16 protein-coding genes and 2 tRNA genes are annotated in these 19,696 nt (G+C 60.7%); 10 read left to right on the forward strand and 8 right to left on the reverse strand.

Annotated features, from left to right (window positions below):
* Positions 1-44 precede the first annotated feature (44 nt).
* The 3 genes from PSH94_RS20435 to PSH94_RS20445 form a co-directional block, all read right to left on the reverse strand.
* Positions 45-521, reverse strand: coding sequence for an FxsA family protein (locus tag PSH94_RS20435; RefSeq protein WP_181078945.1), 477 nt, complete (start codon positions 519-521; stop codon positions 45-47).
* A gap of 66 nt (positions 522-587) precedes the next feature.
* Positions 588-1,319 carry a HugZ family protein gene (locus tag PSH94_RS20440; RefSeq protein WP_181078943.1) on the reverse strand — a complete coding sequence of 244 codons (732 nt, stop codon included), beginning with the start codon at positions 1,317-1,319 and terminating at the stop codon, positions 588-590.
* 94 nt (positions 1,320-1,413) lie between these two features.
* Positions 1,414-2,421: a DUF481 domain-containing protein gene (locus PSH94_RS20445; protein ID WP_181078941.1), complete on the reverse strand. Its 1,008-nt coding sequence runs from the start codon at positions 2,419-2,421 to the stop codon at positions 1,414-1,416.
* Positions 2,422-2,583: 162 nt separating this feature from the next.
* Between PSH94_RS20445 and PSH94_RS20450 the strand changes: the two genes are divergently transcribed.
* The 4 genes from PSH94_RS20450 (at position 2,584) to PSH94_RS20465 (ending at position 7,341) form a co-directional block, all read left to right on the forward strand.
* Positions 2,584-2,937: an MGMT family protein gene (locus tag PSH94_RS20450; protein WP_181078939.1), complete on the forward strand. Its 354-nt coding sequence runs from the start codon at positions 2,584-2,586 to the stop codon at positions 2,935-2,937.
* A gap of 43 nt (positions 2,938-2,980) precedes the next feature.
* Complete coding sequence (locus tag PSH94_RS20455) at positions 2,981-4,513, forward strand: AmpG family muropeptide MFS transporter (protein ID WP_181078937.1); 1,533 nt, start codon at positions 2,981-2,983, stop codon at positions 4,511-4,513.
* A gap of 138 nt (positions 4,514-4,651) precedes the next feature.
* Positions 4,652-6,367, forward strand: coding sequence for a proline--tRNA ligase (locus tag PSH94_RS20460; protein ID WP_181078935.1), 1,716 nt, complete (start codon positions 4,652-4,654; stop codon positions 6,365-6,367).
* 20 nt (positions 6,368-6,387) lie between these two features.
* Positions 6,388-7,341: a hypothetical protein gene (locus PSH94_RS20465; RefSeq protein ID WP_305435633.1), complete on the forward strand. Its 954-nt coding sequence runs from the start codon at positions 6,388-6,390 to the stop codon at positions 7,339-7,341.
* 62 nt (positions 7,342-7,403) lie between these two features.
* On the opposite strand, the gene dinB is transcribed toward PSH94_RS20465, so the two are convergent.
* Positions 7,404-8,462, reverse strand: a complete 1,059-nt coding sequence (dinB, locus tag PSH94_RS20470) for a DNA polymerase IV (RefSeq protein WP_305435634.1) — start codon at positions 8,460-8,462, stop codon at positions 7,404-7,406.
* A 279-nt stretch (positions 8,463-8,741) separates the two neighbouring features.
* On the opposite strand from dinB, the gene PSH94_RS20475 reads away from it, so the two are divergent.
* The 4 genes from PSH94_RS20475 (at position 8,742) to PSH94_RS20490 (ending at position 13,291) form a co-directional block, all read left to right on the forward strand.
* Positions 8,742-8,818, forward strand: a tRNA-Met gene (locus PSH94_RS20475).
* A gap of 207 nt (positions 8,819-9,025) precedes the next feature.
* Positions 9,026-9,102: transfer RNA gene (locus tag PSH94_RS20480), tRNA-Met, on the forward strand.
* A gap of 266 nt (positions 9,103-9,368) precedes the next feature.
* A complete protein-coding gene (gene mprF, locus PSH94_RS20485) occupies positions 9,369-12,011 on the forward strand; it encodes a bifunctional lysylphosphatidylglycerol flippase/synthetase MprF (RefSeq protein WP_181078929.1) in 2,643 nt (880 codons plus the stop codon).
* Positions 12,011-13,291, forward strand: coding sequence for a virulence factor family protein (locus tag PSH94_RS20490; protein ID WP_305435635.1), 1,281 nt, complete (start codon positions 12,011-12,013; stop codon positions 13,289-13,291). Before mprF ends, PSH94_RS20490 begins: the two co-directional genes overlap by 1 nt.
* 60 nt (positions 13,292-13,351) lie before the next feature.
* Here PSH94_RS20490 and recJ read toward each other — a convergent pair whose 3' ends face one another.
* On the reverse strand, positions 13,352-15,061 hold the full coding sequence (gene recJ / locus PSH94_RS20495; protein ID WP_253509218.1) for a single-stranded-DNA-specific exonuclease RecJ: 1,710 nt from the start codon (positions 15,059-15,061) through the stop codon (positions 13,352-13,354).
* Positions 15,062-15,123: 62 nt separating this feature from the next.
* The gene (locus PSH94_RS20500; RefSeq protein ID WP_305435636.1) at positions 15,124-15,666 is read right to left on the reverse strand and encodes a YaeQ family protein; all 543 of its coding nucleotides are present in this window, start codon (positions 15,664-15,666) and stop codon (positions 15,124-15,126) included.
* Between the two features lie 147 nt (positions 15,667-15,813).
* Here PSH94_RS20500 and PSH94_RS20505 point away from each other — a divergent pair, with 147 nt between their 5' ends.
* On the forward strand, positions 15,814-17,013 hold the full coding sequence (locus PSH94_RS20505) for a CaiB/BaiF CoA-transferase family protein (RefSeq protein ID WP_253509222.1): 1,200 nt from the start codon (positions 15,814-15,816) through the stop codon (positions 17,011-17,013).
* 258 nt (positions 17,014-17,271) lie between these two features.
* Here PSH94_RS20505 and PSH94_RS20510 read toward each other — a convergent pair whose 3' ends face one another.
* Complete coding sequence (locus PSH94_RS20510; RefSeq protein WP_181078919.1) at positions 17,272-17,556, reverse strand: DUF3509 domain-containing protein; 285 nt, start codon at positions 17,554-17,556, stop codon at positions 17,272-17,274.
* 312 nt (positions 17,557-17,868) lie between these two features.
* On the opposite strand from PSH94_RS20510, the gene PSH94_RS20515 reads away from it, so the two are divergent.
* Entirely contained in the window at positions 17,869-18,111 is a 243-nt protein-coding gene (locus tag PSH94_RS20515; protein WP_305435637.1) for a hypothetical protein, read from the forward strand.
* 80 nt (positions 18,112-18,191) lie between these two features.
* On the opposite strand, the gene thrC is transcribed toward PSH94_RS20515, so the two are convergent.
* Positions 18,192-19,601 carry a threonine synthase gene (thrC, locus tag PSH94_RS20520; protein ID WP_181078917.1) on the reverse strand — a complete coding sequence of 470 codons (1,410 nt, stop codon included), beginning with the start codon at positions 19,599-19,601 and terminating at the stop codon, positions 18,192-18,194.
* Positions 19,602-19,696: the final 95 nt, after the last annotated feature.

Here is a 19,696-nt window from a genome sequence, read left to right on the forward strand (position 1 = left end):
CGGTAAATGCAGCACGGCACCTGAAGGTGCCGTGTGGGTGGGGGTTATTTGCCGTCGCGGTGCTCGAACTCGCCTTCGATCACATCGCCTTCACGGCCCAAAGGCTGGCGCGGGGCCGGGCCACCACGAGGCTGCAGGTCGTCGGCGAACGCACGCTGGCGAATCGCGGCCTCTTCGGCGCGCTGGCGCATTTTGCCGGCCAGCAATTTGCGGGTGACCGGCAGCAGCATCACCAGACCGACTGCGTCGCTGATGAAACCCGGCAGGATCAACAGCCCACCGGCCAGGGCCATCATCAGGCCTTCCAGCATGGTCTGGGCGGGCAACTCGCCGCGGTTCAGGCTTTCCCGGGCACGTAATGCCGTAGCCAGTCCGGCGACGCGCAGCACTAGAACGCCAAGCATCGAGCCTAGAATGATCAACAGCAATGCCGGGAAAAACCCGATCGCACTGCTGACTTGAACGAAGACGAACAGCTCCAACACCGGGAACAGCAGAAAGAGCAATAAAAAAGGGCGCATCAAATGGTTCCTCAACGCAAGAATGCCTTGCCAGTCCACCTTAGATGACGTCGCCGTTTCGTGAATTCAAGCGTCGGACGCCGTTTTTTTCGGCCAGGCAGCGGCATGAGCCAATGAAACCAGGGCTTCGCGCACCTGTGTCGGCGTGTTGCAAGACGTTGCGAACGGCAGCCAGTGCAACGACTGACCAATGCGCAGGTGCATGCCCTCACTGTCGATCCCGGCCAACTGCGCGGGCTCGCCGGCAGGCAAATCGGCAAGTGCCACGTAATGCGCAATCGCCTTGGCATGGTCGCTGTTCATGTGCTCGACCATGCTGCGCTCGGCCGTGCCGGCGAAAGGGTTGGCCAGGGTCAGCTGATCAAGCCAATGGATCGCGCCGAACCCGCCTATATAGCGGTGACGCACCGGCTTGAGCACCCAGAAATCAAAATCGTGAGCCTTGTGGTAGTTGGCCGACTCGGGAAAGTAGCGGTAGTAGCGTTCGGCCGCTGCCTCGACGGCGGTGGCGTCCTGCAGTTTTTCGGCTTCGGCCAGGTAGGTCAGGCGCCCCACTGCCTGCACATCGTCCGCCTCGCGCTCGCCGACCAGCAGCGAACACTTGGGATCTTTTTGCAGGTTATGGGTGTGCTGGGCGATACGGCTGATCAGAATCAATGGCCGGCCCTGCTCGTCCAGGCAGTACGGCACCACCGATCCAAAGGGAAAGCCGGGCATGGCTTTGGACAATGTGGAGAGAGCCCCACGGTATTCCTTGAGCAACAGCTCTCGGGCGTTCCTGGCAACCTGTGCGCTCAACGTATGACTCCTCGGGTATTCAGCCGCCCACTGCGTATGGGAATGGATCTCAACACAAGGTAATCAATAAAGGCCGCGGTTGCCAGGGGCTCGATTACCAGGCCACGCCGAACCCAGCGGTGTAGCGGGTTTTGCTCAGGCTGCTCTGGGAGTCGCCGCTGATCACATCGCGCTCGGCCTTGAGGTTGAGCGATGCCCACTCGGTGACTTTGTAGCGCAGGCCCATTTCCGCATCCAACGAGTACTCGGCCGGTGCATCGATAGGCTTGCCCAGTTCGCCGTTGGTGAAGAACTCAACGGTCTTGCCCACCAGGTAGCGGTTGTAGTTCCACTTCATGGCCAGGGAATAGAAGTTGTCTTTGCCGCCGTCGGCATATTCATAGTCGGTTCGGTTGACCAGCGAGCCGAGGGAGAACGCGCCCAGTTCATCGTCCCAGAACTGGTAGCCAGGGCCGGTACCCACGGTGCGCTGGCGAGCCAGGTCTTCAACCTTGTCGCGCTTGTAGGTCAGACGCCCTTGCCAGAACCAGTGCTCGGTGAGAAAACGGTCCAGGTCGTATTCCAGCGCCCAGTTGTCGGTGGTGGTCACATCGTCCTGAAATTCGCGGTTGTACTCGCCCTGCCCGGTATGGCGCCATTGACCATGACGCGCGGACGTCTTGAAATCGATATCGTAGTCGTTGGTGTCTTTCTCGGCGCGCTTGTAATCCAGGGCCAGGTCGACGTTGCCCTTCCATACCAGGTCCTCGATCACAGGCTTTGGCTTGATGATCTGCTGAATGCTCGCCAGCTCCACGGTCTTGGGTGCCTCGCCATTGGCCAGCACCACCTTGCCGTCTTCCGCCGCGTGGAGGGACTTGGCCTTCTCGCCGCTGTAGGCATCCTGCTTGACCAGCAGTTCCTGGTCGCTTTCCAGGGTTTTGACCTGCTTCCAGTCCACGGGCACAGCGCCGGCGTAAGCGGTCTGGATCAGCAACTTGCCGCCGTCGAACAGCTTGATTTTGCCGGTCAGGCGATCACCGTTTTTCAACCAGACGGTATCGGCAAGCAGAGGCGTTGAGGCACTGAGAACAGCAAGGCACAGCAGGGTTCTGGACAACATAAGCGGATTCGAGGCTCGGGCGTGGCGAAAAGAGGGCATTATCGTGTTAGATCACGTCTTAGCAAGCACTGACTCAAGGATCGCAGATGAGTTCAATTCTCACCGCCATATTCACAGACGTTTCTTACATTATTACTGACGTTTTAAACGGATAGCGCCACAGTGAATCCCACACTCGAGCCTGAACAAAGCCCTGCCGAGATACGCCGCACAGCGCTGTACCTGACGCTGGCACAAGTGCCCGAAGGCTGCGTGGTGAGCTACGGCGAGCTGGCGCACCTGGCCGGTTTAGGGCGCGCGGCTCGCTGGGTGGGCCGCACCTTGAGCCAGCTCCCCGAAGACACGCGCTTGCCCTGGCATCGTGTGCTGGGTGCCGGCGGTCGGATAAGCCTGCCGGTCGGCAGCGCCTCGGGCGACGAACAACGTGCGCGTTTGCGCAGCGAAGGCGTCAGTATCCTGAACAATCGCGTTGATATTCAGCGCCATGGCTGGCGCCCGGTAGAGCACAGCGGTTAGAGTGCGCGCTTTGTTTCCGTGAATCTGAGGCAGACTCCAGCCCATGCCCCGTAAAACCTGGCGCGCCGCGCTCGCTGCCTATGCCAGCCCCTCGACGTTAGTGCTGTTGTTGCTCGGCTTCGCCGCCGGCATGCCTTACATGTTGGTGTTCTCGACGCTTTCGGTGTGGTTGCGCGAAGCCGGTGTGGCCCGCGAAACCATCGGTTATGCCAGCCTGATCGGGTTGGCGTACGCCTTCAAATGGGTCTGGTCGCCGCTGCTCGACCAATGGCGCCTGCCGCTGCTCGGCAAACTCGGGCGGCGTCGTTCCTGGCTGGTGCTGGCCCAGTCGCTGGTGATCCTGGGCTTGATCGGCATGGGCTTCTGCGATCCGCAGAAGCATTTGTCCTGGCTGATCGCCATTGCAGTGATCGTCGCCTTTGCCTCCGCTACCCAGGACATTGCGGTCGACGCCTATCGCCTGGAAATCGCCGACGACAGTCGCCAGGCTGCCTTGGCCGCCAGCTATATGTCCGGTTATCGGATCGCCGCGCTGCTGGCCACCGCCGGCGCACTGTTTTTCGCCGAAGGTTTCGGCTCCACCGGCTTCAACTACAAACACTCGGCGTGGACCGGCACCTATGTGCTGTTCGGCGTGCTGATGATTCCAGCCTTGCTGACCACCCTGCTCATGCGCGAGCCCAATGTGCCACTGCGCACCCAGTTGCAGGCTGGCCGCTACAGCTTCGTGCATCAACTGGTGTCGGTGTTCGTGCTGATCGTACTGCTGGTGTCGGTACCGGCGATGTTCACCCAGTTGTACAACACCGATTTCGCCAGTGTGCTCTTCCAGGGCGTGAGCCTGTGGGACCTGCTGATGGAAGACCGCGCGTTCCTGCGGGCCATCCTCTATATCACGCTCACCAGCCTGTGCCTGTCGGCCATGGGCCGGCGTGGCCTGGCGCCGGTGCTGACACCGGTCAACGACTTTATCCTGCGCTATCGCTGGCAGGCGTTGCTGCTGCTGGGCCTGATCGCAACGTATCGCATGTCCGACACGGTCATGGGCGTGATGGCCAATGTGTTCTACATCGACCAAGGCTTTACCAAGGACCAGATTGCCGGGGTCAGCAAAATCTTCGGCCTGATCATGACGCTGCTCGGCGCCGGCATGGGCGGCCTGCTGATTGTGCGCTTCGGCATCCTGCCGATCCTGTTCATCGGTGGCGTAGCGTCGGCCGGCACCAACCTGCTGTTCGTGATGCTCGCCGACATGGGCCCGGACCTGCAGATGCTGATTTTCACCATCTCACTGGATAACTTCAGCTCGGGCCTGGCCACGTCGGCCTTCGTGGCCTACTTGTCGAGCCTGACCAACCTCAAGTTCTCCGCTACCCAATATGCGTTGCTCAGCTCGATCATGCTGTTGTTGCCGCGCCTGATCGGCGGGTATTCGGGGGTGATGGTGGAGAAGTTCGGCTACCACAACTTCTTCCTGATCACCTGCATGCTGGGGGTGCCGACGCTGCTGCTGATCGCGTTGCACTGGTATCAGGAGAATCGGCGCATTCGTTTGAGTCCGCCGGCTGAGGACTGACAATGTGGGAGGGGCGTTGCGACGATTCGACTTGCCCCCTCCCACATACCCCTCTGCATTCTGATGCCTGTACTCCGGCAGCCCGCGCCCGTACAATCCCAAGTCATTTCAAGTTCAAGCAACCGACAACGGCCTACCATGCGTACCAGTCAATATTTGCTCGCCACACAGAAAGAAACGCCTTCCGATGCGGTCGTGATCAGCCACCAACTGATGCTGCGCGCCGGCATGATCCGCAAACTGGCCTCGGGCCTGTACACCTGGTTGCCCATGGGCTTGAAGGTGATGCGCAAGGTCGAAGCCATCGTTCGTGAAGAAATGAACGCCGCCGGCTCCCTGGAAGTGTTGATGCCGAGCACTCAGCCGGCCGAACTGTGGCAGGAATCCGGACGTTGGGAAGAGTATGGCCCTGAGTTGCTGCGCTTCAAGGACCGTCATGGCCGCGATTTCTGCGCCGGCCCGACCCATGAAGAAGTGATCACCGACCTGATGCGCAACGAGCTGAGCAGCTATAAACAGTTGCCGCTGAACCTGTATCAGATCCAGACCAAATTCCGTGATGAAATCCGCCCACGCTTCGGCTTGATGCGCGGCCGTGAATTCATCATGAAGGACGCCTATTCGTTCCACGCTGACCAGGCGTCCCTGCAAGTCACCTACGACCGCATGCACCAGGCCTATTGCAACGTGTTCACGCGCCTGGGCCTGAAATTCCGCCCGGTTGAAGCGGATAACGGTTCCATCGGCGGCGCCGGCTCCCACGAATTCCACGTACTGGCCGAGTCCGGCGAAGACGATATCGTGTTCAGCAACGGCTCCGACTACGCGGCGAACATCGAGAAAGCCGAGGCCGTGCCACGGGAAACCTCGCGCCCTGCCCCGACCGAAGAACTGCGCCTGGTGGACACCCCGGACACCAAAACCATCGCGGCCCTGGTGGAAAAATTCAATCTGCCGATTGAAAAGACCATCAAGACGCTGATCGTGCACGCTGAAGAAGAAGGCAAGCTGATCGCGCTGGTGATCCGTGGCGACCACGAACTCAATGAAATCAAGGCCGCCCAGCAGCCGGGCGTTGCCAACCCACTGGTCATGGCCACCGATGCCGAGCTGCGCGACGCCATTGGCGCCGGCGCCGGTTCCCTCGGCCCGCTGAACCTGCCGCTGCCGATCATCATCGACCGCTCGGTCGAGCTGATGAGCGACTTCGGTATCGGCGCCAACATCGATGACAAGCACTATTTCGGCGTGAACTGGGAGCGTGACCTGCCGGTTCCCACCGTCGCCGACCTGCGCAACGTGGTGGCCGGCGACCCTAGTCCGGACGGCAAGGGCACCCTGGAAATCAAGCGCGGCATCGAAGTCGGGCATATCTTCCAGCTGGGCAACAAATACAGCAAAGCGATGAAGTGCGAAGTGCTGGGCGAGAACGGCAAGCCGATCACCCTGGAAATGGGGTGCTACGGTATTGGCGTGTCCCGCGTGGTGGCGGCTGCCATCGAGCAGAACAACGACGAGAAAGGCATCATCTGGAGTGACGCCCTGGCGCCGTTCCAAGTGGCGCTGGTACCGCTGCGCTATGAAACCGAGCAAGTACGCGAAGCCACCGACAAACTGTATGCCGAACTGACGGCCGCCGGTTTTGAAGTGTTGCTTGATGACCGGGACAAGAAAACCAGCCCTGGCATCAAGTTCGCCGACATGGAACTGATTGGCATCCCTCACCGGATCGTGGTCAGCGACCGCGGCCTGGCCGATGGCAATCTGGAATACAAGAGCCGGACCGAAGCCGAAGCCCAACCGTTGCCGGTGGCTGACGTGCTGTCTTTCCTTCAGGCGCGTATTCGTCGCTGAAAACCAGATCAAGAGAAGTCATGTTCAAGCGAAACACCAGAGCCCTGGGGGGCGCCGCCTTGTGCGGCGCCCTGCTGGTCAGCGGCTGCGCCAATCAGATGTCGCAACGCAGCGAGCACGAGGAGCGGGTCGAGCGCAAATTGCTCGATCACAGCCTGCAGATCGATGTAGGCGAGCCCAAAGTGCTGGAACTGCCGCAACGCCGGGTGCGCATTCACGAACAAAAGACCTTTGAGGTCACCGAGTTCGAAGTCACCCGTCGTTATGACCGCTATACGCCTTACCAACCCTGGCGCGAAGTGTATGAAATGCCACTGGGTGCGGTGGCGTTGGTAGCAGGCGCAGGCGCCAACGTGGCGAACATCTTCGCCCTCGGCAACCTGCCGACGAGCGTGACCCATGATTGGCTGATCTACGGCGTGGACGGGCTCAACCCATTCATGAACGTGCAGTCTCATGGTCGCGCGCAGCAGAATCTGGCCGGTATCGATGAAGTCCAGCGCGACAAGCGCCTGGAGTATTCGAGCCTGCCCTGGAGCGAACGTCCGGTCCAGGTCACTGCCGGCAACCAGACCCATGAGCTGACCACCGACCGCAACGGCGTGCTGCGCCTGAATTTGCTGGACAGCCCCTTTGCCGAGCAGGACCTGAACCACGTCACCACCTTGAAGATCAATGTGGAGGATGGTCAGGACGATGTGCACGTGGATTCGACATTGGCCATCAGCCACACCCTGCGCGGCAAGTTGCTCGAAGCCCACGGTTTGATCTACGACGACCTGGAAGACGACGAAGTCAGCCAGTGGGTGCACCGCGTCAAACGCTTGTCGGAGTTGGGCCTGGAAGAAGAAGCCAGCGAGCTGGAACAAAGCCTGATCGAACTGACCCGCAATGATCCTGAGTTGCAGCAGGAATTTTTGCAGGCGTTGACCAAGGATGCAGGGCGACTCGTAGCGGATCCAGGCGCACGCTGAGAGCGCAAAGGGTTGGAGATCAAATGTGGGAGGAGCCCCTTCCACATTTTGACTGGCGGTTTCTACCAGGCGAACTCTAACTGTTCGTTACCGCCACTCAGGTCCAGCAAGCGCACGCCAATCCCCAGCAAACGCACTGGTTTCCCACCGCGATTGAACGCCTGGGTCAGTAGCTGCTGATAACTCTCCAGATCCCGCCCTGCCCCGGCCTGCTCCAAGGTGGTCTGGGTAAAGTCATGAAACTTCACCTTAACGAACGGCTTGCCCGCCCGATAACTGCTGTCGATGCGCGCCATGCGCCCGGCCAGGGTTTCCATCAGCTCAGGTAGCTTGGCCAGGCAACTTGAGAGATCCGGCAGGTCGGTATCGTAGGTATTTTCCACACTGATGGATTGTCGCCGGCTGTCATTCTGCACCGCGCGCTCATCAATCCCACGGGCCAGACTCCACAGTCGCTCGCCAAAACTGCCGAATTCACGCACCAGCGCCAGCTTGTTCCACTCTCGCAGTTGCAGACAGTCCTCGATACCCAGGCGTGCCAGCTTGTCGGCGGTGACCTTGCCCACCCCATGAAGCTTGCTCACACGCAGCTGGGAGACGAAATCTTCAATCTGGTCCGGGGTAATCACAAACAGGCCGTTAGGCTTCTTCCAGTCGCTGGCGATCTTGGCCAGGAACTTGTTCGGCGCCACGCCAGCAGACACGGTGATGTGCAGTTGGTTGGAAACCCGACGGCGGATGTCCTGGGCGATGCGCGTGGCACTGCCGCCAAAATGCGGGCTGTCGGAAACGTCCAGGTAAGCCTCATCCAGTGAAAGCGGTTCGATCAGATCGGTATAGTCGCGAAAGATCGTGTGAATTTCCTTCGACGCTTCTTTATAGGCATCCATGCGCGGCTTGACGATGGTCAGGCCCGGGCACAGCTTCAGGGCATGCCGTGACGACATTGCCGAACGCACACCGTAGGCCCGTGCTTCATAGTTGCACGTGGCGATCACCCCGCGCCGATCCGCCGAGCCGCCCACGGCCAGTGGCTTGCGGGCCAGGCTCGGGTCATCGCGCATCTCGATGGCGGCGTAGAAGCAATCACAGTCGACGTGGATGATTTTGCGCTGCGTCATAAATAGAAGGGGTAATCCAACGGGCGTTCAGTATCGCACTCACCCCCTGTATATAGCACCAGTAGTTTGAATCTTCCGTCTGAGCGGTAGGAATTTTCCTGATGAGATTTAATTTCTCAATCGAAACAAGCCGCGCAATAGAGCTGAAACCCTCGGCCTGCCTGGGCCCGTGCGGTCAAGGAAGCCGTTATCGAGAGCTAACCGATTGAACCCAAAGCGCTTTTCTTGCAATCACAGGTTGACACACTCGCGTTCCTCTGTAGAATGCCGACACACAGACGCGGGATGGAGCAGTCTGGTAGCTCGTCGGGCTCATAACCCGAAGGTCGTCGGTTCAAATCCGGCTCCCGCAACCAAACATCAAAAAAGGCTACTCGAAAGAGTGGCCTTTTTTGTGCCTGCCTGTTTTACATCTGTACGAAAATTGTAAGACAAAAAAATCTTTAGTCGCCGCGCACTTAGCGCTCCTGACCGGTATGCAGCCTCCGATTCACACTTATTTGACCCATCGGGCCATTAACGGTTGACACCTCGCCGCTGGACTGTAGAATGCCGCCCACAGACGCGGGATGGAGCAGTCTGGTAGCTCGTCGGGCTCATAACCCGAAGGTCGTCGGTTCAAATCCGGCTCCCGCAACCAAACATCAAAAAAGGCTGCTCGAAAGAGTGGCCTTTTTTGTATCTGAAGAAAAAGTTCTTCTGAAACAATGAGATGGCATATTTCATGAAACCGCACACGGTTTGTGGAGTCCATCTGATCACGCGCTATGCTTACTCCTCTACGACCAATGGCCGCAGTCGCCGCACCCGGTGATACGCGTTAATATTTGTAATTATTTTGTCCATAGGGATTGGTAACTTGGCTGGATACCTCCATCCTGTCGCGCACAATCCACGAGGTGATTGATGCGCGCCAACTCGTCTGAACCACAAGATTCCGTCACAGCAACCCAACCGATCGCCCCCACCCGTTTGCGCTGGCTCGATCTGTTGAGCAAATACCGACAGCCGATCGGCCTGGCAGTGACGTTGCTGCTGTTCGCCATCGCCCTGATCGCCTGCCGACATCTGTTGCTGGAACTGGATCTCTACGCTCTCCACGACTCGATCCTGGAAGTGCCCAAGCCAGCCTTGCTGGGAGCCTTCGCTGCGGCCGTCGCCGGCTTTGTGATCCTGCTGGGCTATGAGTTTTCCGGCGCCCGCTACGCAGGGGTAAACCTGCCCGCCAAGACCTTGGCCCTCGGCGGCTTTACCGCCTTCGCCATCGGCAATGCCATTGGCCTGTCGATGCTCTCGGGCGGATCGGTGCGCTACCGTCTCTATGCACGCCATGGCATCGGGGCCTCGGAAGTAGCCCGCATGACGGTGTTTGCCAGCCTGGCCTTGGGCACTGCCCTGCCGCCGCTGGCCGCGATCGCGACATTGAGCAACCTGCCGGCCGCCTCCAGCTATCTGCATCTGCCGCAAATACTGCTCGGCGGTATTGCCGGCGCGGTGCTGATACTGTCGGCCGCGCTGTGCATCGGTATCTATCGCCGTCGTTTGCCGGAACAGCCCTATCCGGACAACCTGCTGGTCAAGGTCGGCCGCCGCACCCTGCGCCTGCCGGGTCGTCGCCTGACCTTCCTGCAACTGGTCATTACCGCACTGGATGTTGCCGCCGCCGCCGCCGTCCTTTATATGCTGCTGCCGGAAGCGCCGCCCTTCGGCCCGTTCCTGCTGGTCTACCTGCTGGCCCTGGCCGCAGGTGTGCTCAGCCACGTACCGGGCGGTGTGGGAGTGTTCGAGGCGATCCTGCTCGCAGCCTTCGCCGACAAGCTCGGCGCCGCGCCACTGGCGGCGGCGTTGCTGCTCTATCGCATGATCTACGTGGTGCTGCCACTGCTGATCGCTTGCGTTTTCCTGCTGGTCAACGAGGCCCAGCGCCTGTTCCAGACCCAGCAGAGCCTGCGAGTGGCCTCGGGCCTGGCGGCCCCGGTGCTGGCCGTACTGGTTTTTTTGTCCGGCGTGGTCCTGCTGTTTTCCGGCGCCACGCCGGAGATCGATTCACGCCTGGAAAACATCGGCTTCCTGATTCCCCACCGCCTGATTGACGCCTCCCACTTCGGTGCCAGCCTGATCGGCGTGCTGTGCCTGCTGCTCGCCCAGGGCCTGCGTCGACGCCTGTCGGCCGCCTGGATGCTGACCATGGTGTTGCTGTTGGTGGGCGCCCTGCTTTCGCTGCTTAAAGGCTTCGACTGGGAAGAAGCCAGTCTGATGACCATGACCGCGGTGCTGCTGGCGATCTTCCGACGTTCGTTCTACCGCGCCAGTCGCCTGACCGAACTGCCGTTTTCGCCGCTGTACCTGGTGGCCAGCGTATGCGTGCTGGGCGCCTCGATCTGGCTGCTGTTGTTTGCCTACCAGGACGTCCCCTACAGCCACCAACTCTGGTGGCAGTTCACCCTCGACGCCAACGCCCCGCGTGGCCTGCGCTCCTTGCTCGGCGCCGCCGTGCTGTTGGTGATCGTGTCGCTGACCTGGCTGCTGCGTACTGCGCGCCCCGTGATCCATCTGCCCACGCCGGAAGAACTGGAGCGCGCTACCAGGATCCTGATGGCCTCGTCCCAACCCGACGGTGGCCTGGCGTTGACGGGAGACAAAGCCCTGCTCTTCCACCCCAATGACGAAGCGTTCCTGATGTACGCCCGCCGTGGGCGCAGCCTGGTGGCCCTGTACGACCCGATCGGGCCGACCCAACAACGCGCCGAGATGATCTGGCAGTTCCGCGACCTGTGCGACATCCACCATGCGCGCCCGGTGTTCTACCAGGTGCGGGCGGAGAATCTGCCGTACTACATGGACATCGGCCTGACCGCGATCAAGCTGGGCGAGGAAGCCCGCGTGGACCTCAAGCGCTTTGACCTGGAAGCCAAGGGCAAAGAGATGAAGGATTTGCGCTACACCTGGAACCGTGGCACCCGGGATGGCCTGTCCCTGGAGATCTGCGAGCCGGGCACGGCGCCGATGGATGAATTAAAAGTTATCTCGGACGCCTGGCTTACCGGTAAGAATGTGCGCGAAAAAGGCTTTTCCCTGGGGCGCTTCAGTGATGACTACCTCAAGCACTTTCGCATCGCGATCATTCGCTTCGAAGGGCGCCCGGTGGCCTTCGCCAACCTGCTCGAAACCTACAACCATGACCTGGCCAGTCTGGACCTGATGCGTGCGCACCCGGACGCGCCCAAGCTGACCATGGAGTTCATGATGGTCGGCCTGATTCAACACTATAAGAACCATGGCTACGCCCGCTTCAGCCTCGGCATGGTGCCGTTGTCGGGCCTGCAACCACGACGCGGCGCCCCATTGACCCAACGCCTGGGCTCGATGGTGTTCCGTCGCGGCGAGCAACTGTATAACTTTCAAGGTTTGCGCCGCTTCAAAGACAAATTCCAGCCTGACTGGGAACCTCGCTATATGGCCGTGCCCGCAGGACTCGATCCGCTGGTGGCACTGGCCGATACCGCCGCCCTCATCGCGGGCGGCTTGACTGGATTGGTGAAACGCTGATGATTCGACGCTCCTGGCGGTATGTATTGGTCTTAGTAGTGCTGCTCGCCCTGATCCTGGGTGGCGGCTTTTGGTACTGGAACCGCCCTGCCCCGCAGCCCACTCTGGAGCAATTGCCCCAGGCCGATGGCGCGGCGCTGACCCGTGTGACCCCGGCCGGCACCGCCAAAGCCCGCGTGATCGTGGCCGTGCTGGCCGACGACGTGCTGGCCGACAGCCAACTGCTGGCCCTGAGCCAGGGCGGCAAGGCGCAGATCGTGCAAGTGGTGCTGCCCAAGGATGACTGCAAACTGCAGGAACAAGCCCTGCAAGAGGCCCTGGCGCAGCTCAAGGGCCCGGCCACCCTGGTCAGCGGCATCGGCCCTGGCGCAGCACTGGCCTGGCGCTGGCTGGCCACACAGAACGACGACAAGGCCAACGCCATCTCGGTCGGCTTTGCGCTTGTGCAGGAAGGGTGCAAGGATCCTTTGCCGAAAACCGCCGCCCACGGCAACTGGCTGGTGGCATGGAATGACAATCCTGACGATGAAAGCGCCAGCTTCGTACGTGATACGCCGCGCGCCACCACCAGCATCAGCGACTACGACATTCATTACCCGCAAGTGCTGAACAACGAACTGCGCAAGCAATTGGTCGGTTCGGACAACGGCGGGCTGGCGATCCCGGTGGTCGAAGTGCCGGCCGGCCAGGCCAAGGACACGGTAACGCTGTTCCTCTCCGGTGATGGCGGCTGGCGCGACCTGGACCGCGACGTAGCCAGCGAGATGGCCAAGATCGGCTACCCGGTGGTCGGCATCGACACACTGCGCTACTACTGGCAGCACAAGACGCCGGAACAAAGCGCCAAAGACCTCACCGAATTGATGCAGCACTACCGGCAAAAGTGGGGCACCAAGCGCTTCGTGCTGACCGGCTACTCCTTCGGCGCCGACGTCCTGCCGGCCATTTACAATCGCCTGCCGGAGAACGAGCAACAGCGGGTCGATGCAATCATCCTGCTGGCCTTCGCCCGTACCGGCAGCTTTGAAATCGAAGTGGAAGGCTGGCTGGGTAACGCCGGTAAAGAAGCCGCCACCGGACCCGAAATGGCCAAGCTGCCGGCAGACAAGGTGGTGTGCATCTACGGTGCCGAAGAAGTCGACGAGAGCGGCTGCACCGACAAGACCGCCGTGGGTGAAGCCTTGAAGCTGCCGGGCGGGCATCACTTCGACGAAAATTATCCGGCGCTGGCCAAACGGTTGGTGGATATCATCGTCAAGCACCAGGCCAAAACCGAATAAAATCGGCCTTACAGGAATCAAAATGCGGGAGGAGGCTTGCCCCCTCCCACCTTTGTTTGGTCAGCGCGGCTCGATATGCGCGATCATCAGTTGCACGGTTTCATTGCCCCGGAACTCGTTCACATCCAGCTTGTAGGCCAGTTCCACCCAACGCACCGTCGGGTTCGGCCAGACCTCCCGATCCACCCCGAACGCGATGCCGTCGAGCTTCACCGAACCGCACTCACTCTTGAGCACCACTTTCAGGTGGCGCTCCCCCACCACACGTTGCTCCACCAACTGGAACACGCCGTGAAATAACGGCTCGGGAAAGTGCTGCCCCCATGGGCCGGCATGTCGCAGAGCGCGGGCCAGTTCCAGGTGGAATTCCTCCACCGCCAGAGTGCCGTCGGACAGCAGGCGGCCCGTGAGGTCTTCTTCGCGCAATTGGCGACGCACTTCGGCATCGAAGGCTTGCGCGAACAGTGGGAAGTTTTCCTCAGGCAATGTCAGCCCCGCCGCCATCGCGTGCCCGCCGTATTTCGCGATCAGCGTGGGATGCTGGCTGGCAACCACGGCCAGGGCGTCGCGGATGTGAAAACCCGGCACAGAGCGCCCTGAGCCTTTGAGCAGGCCGTCCCCGGCGTCGGCAAAGGCGATGGTCGGCCGGAAGTAGCGCTCTTTCATGCGCGACGCCAGGATACCGATTACTCCTTGGTGCCACTGCGGGTCGAACAGGCACAGGCCATAGGGCATGGAGTCCACCGGCAAGTCCTTGAGCTGGGCCAGGGCTTCGCGCTGCATGCCTTGCTCGATGGATTTGCGGTCCTGGTTCATGCCGTCCAGTTGTGCGGCCATCTCGCGCGCCGCGGCAACATCTCGGGTGAGCAGGCATTCGATGCCCAGGCTCATATCATCCAGGCGCCCAGCGGCATTGAGCCGTGGCCCGAGAATAAAGCCGAGGTCGGTAGAGGTGATTCGCGCCGCGTCGCGCTTGGCCACCTCCAGGATCGCCTTGATCCCCGGCCGCGCCCGTCCGGCGCGGATGCGCTCCAGCCCTTGATGCACCAGGATGCGGTTGTTGGCGTCCAGGGGCACCACGTCCGCGACGCTGCCCAGGGCAACCAGATCGAGCAGATCACCAATATTGGGCTGCGGTGTGTTCGCGTATCGGCCCAACTCGCGCAGGCGCGCGCGCAGGGCCATCAATACGTAGAAGATCACGCCGACACCGGCCAAGGCTTTACTGGGGAAGGTGCACCCCGGCTGGTTCGGGTTGACGATAGCATCCGCCGCCGGCAACTCTTCCCCCGGCAAGTGGTGATCGGTCACCAATACCTTCAGCCCGGCCGCCTTGGCCGCGGCCACGCCTTCGACGCTGGAGATACCGTTGTCCACGGTGATCAGCAATTGCGGCTCGCGCTGCAGGGCCACGGCGACGATTTCCGGCGTCAGGCCGTAGCCGTATTCGAAGCGATTGGGCACCAGGTAGTCGACATGGGCAGCGCCCAGCAGCCGCAGGCCCAGGGTGCCGACGGCGCTGGCCGTGGCGCCATCGGCGTCGAAGTCGCCCACGATCAGGATGCGCTGGCGCTGCTCCAGCGCCGTCACCAGCAGATCCACCGCCGCGTCGATGCCCTTGAGCTGCTGATAGGGAATCAACCGCGCCAAACTCTTGTCCAGCTCGGCCTCGGACTGCACTCCGCGCGCGGCGTAGAGGCGGGTCAACAGCGGGGGCAGTTCACCGAGAAACGGCAGGACGGCGGGCAATGGGCGGGGATCGATACGCATGGGGTGACGGGCGCTTCTCTTCTAATACAACGGTTAAACAGCAAGGCTGAAATCAACTGAACTCAATCGCGTTCGCCGACCAGCCATTGCAGTTGCACTTCATGCTGGCCGCGGTCGTCGGTGACGAAGATCGTACCTTCGCTGATCATCACGTCCCACTTGATCACGCGGGGCATGTCCTTGGCCAGGGTCTCGAGGACCTCCTGCGGTACGGCTGCGATGTGCACATTCTTCAGGTTGTTGGCCACCGGCACCACCTTGCCTTCCCACACGCGCAGGCTACCGTACGCCAGCAGGCTGGTGCGCTCGGTGCGACGCGAGCACCAGGTCAGGCGGTCGGCATCGGGCTGGCCGACTTCGATCCAGTGCAATACACGGTCATCCAGGCTTTTCTCCCACAAGGCCGGTTCGTCTACATCTGACAGGCCACGGCCAAACGCCAACTGCTCGTTGTACCAAAGCGCGTAGGCCAGGAGCCGCACGGTCATGCGTTCTTCAGTCTCCGACGGATGGCGAGCGATGGTCTGTTTGACACTCTCGTACACCGAGCGATCGAGGTCGGTGAGGTTAAGTTCGAATTTGTAGGTCGTGGACGGCTGGGCCATGAACGGGCTTCTAGAGACAAGGAAAGGCGGCCAGTCTAACCGATGGCGACGCCAATCCACGAATACTGCGCTGCATCCGCCTTATCCCTGGGCCCTCGCCTATGTTAAAAGGCATCACACACCTGTTCTGCGCAGCCAAGGATCCCCATGTCGTTTAATGCCAAACCGCTTGCCGGCCTGAAAGTCATCGAACTCGGCACCCTGATCGCGGGCCCGTTCGCCTCACGTATCTGCGCGGAATTCGGCGCCGAGGTGATCAAGGTCGAATCCCCGGACGGCGGCGATCCGCTGCGCAAATGGCGCAAGCTGTATGAAGGCACATCGCTTTGGTGGTTCGTGCAGGCGCGCAATAAGAAATCCCTGACGTTGAACCTCAAACACCCGGATGGCCTGGCCATTCTCAAGCAACTGCTGGCGGATGCCGACATTCTGATCGAAAACTTCCGTCCCGGCGTGTTGGAAAAACTGGGCCTGAGCTGGGAGACCTTGCACGCGCTCAACCCGAAACTGGTGATGGTGCGGCTGTCGGGTTTTGGCCAGACCGGGCCGATGAAGGACCAGCCAGGGTTCGGCGCGGTGGGCGAATCCATGGGCGGGCTGCGTTATATCACGGGCTTCGAAGACCGCCCGCCGGTACGCACCGGGATTTCCATCGGCGACTCTATCGCGGCGTTGTGGGCGGTAATCGGCGCGCTGATGGCGCTGCGGCATCGCGAGGTCAACGGCGGCCAGGGCCAGATGGTCGATGTGGCGCTGTATGAAGCCATTTTCGCCATGATGGAAAGCATGATTCCCGAGTTCGACGTGTTCGGCTTCATCCGCGAACGCACCGGCAACATCATGCCCGGCATCACGCCCTCCTCGATCCACACCAGCGCGGACGGCAAGCATGTACAGATCGGCGCCAATGGCGACGCAATCTTCAAGCGTTTCATGGCGACCATCGGTCGTGACGACCTGGCCAACGATCCCCAACTGGCCAGCAACGACGGTCGCGACAGTCGCCGCGATGAGCTATACGGCGTGATCGACCGCTGGGTCAACGCCCTGCCGCTGGATCAGGTCATAGCGCAACTGAACCAGGCCGAGGTGCCTGCCAGTCGCATCTACAGCGCCGAGGACATGCTGGGAGACCCGCAGTTTTTGGCCCGGGAGATGTTCCTCAAGGCACAACTGCCCGGCGGCAAGGATTTCAAAATGCCTGGCATCGTGCCCAAGCTGTCGGACACGCCGGGCAGCTGCGAGTGGGTCGGCCCGCAGCTGGGCGAGCACAACGGCGCAGTGCTGGGCGAGCTGGGGTACGACACGGCGGCGATTGCGCGCCTGCGCGAGGAAGGCGCGATCTGATACGCCGTCGGCACAGGCGAAGGTTTGCTTGGTTCGGCCTGGGCGCAAAGAAGGCTGGCGGGTGCGTAGCGTCGCCCCCGCCATGACAAATCGCAGGCAAAAAGAAACCCCGAAGAGTGGGGAGACACTTCGGGGTTAAACGTGGCCTACAACAAGACCAGTACAGCAAGCCACAAACACCGGAGCACAATGTTTGCTCTTGCTGTTACGAAATCTGACCGGGCACGCTGTAGGAAGTTTCCATAAATAAACAATTCTTCATGCGCGCACGGCGCCGCGAGTCTGGGCGGCATTGCGCAGCGCGGCGATCACCGACGGTTCCAGCCGCCCTTCGGCGATTTTGATATCGCGCAACAGGCAATCCACCACATCCACCAGCCCGCGCTTGTCCATCAACTGTGCGCGATCGAATTCACGCTCGACCACGATCGCGTCAGCAGGATTCCTGACAGTCACCAAGCACTCATCCTGCATACCTGCGGTGGTCAACGTCACCTGATAAGGGCTCAGTGCTTCTTCGAGCAATAGGCTGATAATTTCCATCTCGATCACCACTCAATAGTTCGCAAACATTCTTGTAAACGGGAGCTGCATCTTTCCTTAGTGACTGGTTGCGACGTAGGAAAGTTCGCTTTTTTGTTTATGCGGGGTCGCCGGGGGATGACGTCTCCAGCATGCGCTTGCAACATGACAGGCAAAAAACGGCGGCACATAAATGCTTACGCAATGGGCTGCTGTTTTGGGGTTTGCCGGGCCAAGGCTGAGGCTGAATCCTATACTCGATAAGCGCTGGCCGCGCTGCGATGCGGACACAAGCGCATGTCAAAAGGCCCATATTGCGAAGGATAAATAGCGATGGCGGAACACAATGAACCGCAGACGTCGACAGACAGAATGCACGCAGAGGTGTCTCGTATTTTTGCCGAGGTGTCACGGATGAATGCCGAGATATCACGCATGAATGCAGAGCAAAACAAACTTCACGCAGAATCGTTGAAGATAACCTGTGAGACGTTCTGGCACCCGGTGGCTATCGCGACAGGCTTCTATGCCGCTGTGGGCACAGTCATCGTGGTCGCGCAGAAACTACTCTCGTAACGCGAGACCGGGCCTGCCACAAACTAAAACGCCGCTGACCCAAGGAAGGGAAAGCGGCGTTTTTGCATTCGCGATGGGCCTTACAAAGGCTTACCCCGATTGCCATGCTGGCTCACAAACGCCTGCACAACCTTCAGGTCATTGGCCAACACCGTGCAGCGCTCTTCGCGCTCGAACAGGTTTGTGAGATGCGCCGGCAGTTCAAGAGCCTTGCCGACCCCGGCCTGCTCCACCGCTTCCGGAAATTTGACCGGGTGGGCGGTGCCGAGGATCACCATCGGGATATCCAGGCTGCGACGGCATTCGCGGGCGGCCTTTACACCGATGGCGGTGTGCGGGTCGAGCAACTCGCCGGTGTGGGCGTAGACTTCGGCGATGGTTTCGCAGGTCTGCGCGTCGTCCACGGCCAGGGAATCGAAGAGCTTGCGGGTTTCGGTCCAGCGCTCTTCATCAACGCTGAAACCACCGCCACTCTTGAATGTGTCCATCAAGCCGGCAATGGCCGCACCGTTGCGACCATGCATGTCGAACAGCAGACGCTCGAAGTTCGACGACACCATGATGTCCATGGACGGCGACAATGTGGCGTGCAGGGTTTCCTTGACATACTGGTTGCCGCTCATGAAGCGGTGCAGGATGTCGTTGCGGTTGGTGGCGACGATCAACTGGTTGATCGGCAGGCCCATGTTACGCGCCAGGTAGCCGGCGAAGATGTCGCCGAAGTTGCCGGTCGGCACCGAGAACGACACCGAACGCGCCGGGCCACCCAGCTGCAGGGCGGCGTGGAAGTAGTAGACGATCTGGGCCATGATCCGCGCCCAGTTGATCGAGTTCACCGCCACCAGACGCGTTCCCTTGAGGAAGCTCTGGTCGGCGAAGCTGTTCTTGACCATTTCCTGGCAGTCATCGAAGTTGCCTTCGATGGCGATGTTGTGGATATTTTCGCCGAAGATAGTCGTCATCTGGCGACGCTGCACTTCCGACACGCGCTGGTGTGGATGCAGGATGAAGATGTCGACGTTTTCGCAGTGCTTGCAGCCTTCGATCGCCGCCGAGCCGGTATCACCGGACGTGGCGCCGATGATCACCACACGCTCGCCACGCTTGGCCAGCACGTAGTCCAACAGACGACCCAGCAATTGCAGAGCAAAATCCTTGAATGCCAGGGTCGGGCCGTGGAACAGCTCCAGCACCCATTCGTTGCCGTTCAACTGACGCAACGGGGCGATGGCGCTGTGGGAAAACACGCCGTAGGTCTCTTCCAGAATCTTCTTGAAGTCCGCATCCGGGATGCTGCCGGTGACGAACGGGCGCATCACCCGAAACGCCAGCTCGTGGTACGGCAGGCCGGCCCACGAAGCAATGTCTTCCTGGGTAAAGCGCGGCAGGTTTTCCGGCACGTACAGGCCGCCGTCGGTGGCGAGTCCCGCCAGCAGGACGTCTTCGAAATTCAGGGCCGGTGCCTGGCCGCGGGTGCTGATGTAGCGCATAGGGGCAAACCTTCGGTTTGGGCTTCAAGCTTCAAGTGACAAGCTTCAAGTTAGAGCAGATCTGCTTCTACTTGAAGCTTGCAGCTTGGCGCTTG

Source organism: Pseudomonas sp. FP2254 (genome assembly GCF_030687695.1).
In the GTDB taxonomy this organism is placed as follows: Bacteria; Pseudomonadota; Gammaproteobacteria; order Pseudomonadales; family Pseudomonadaceae; genus Aquipseudomonas; species Aquipseudomonas quebecensis.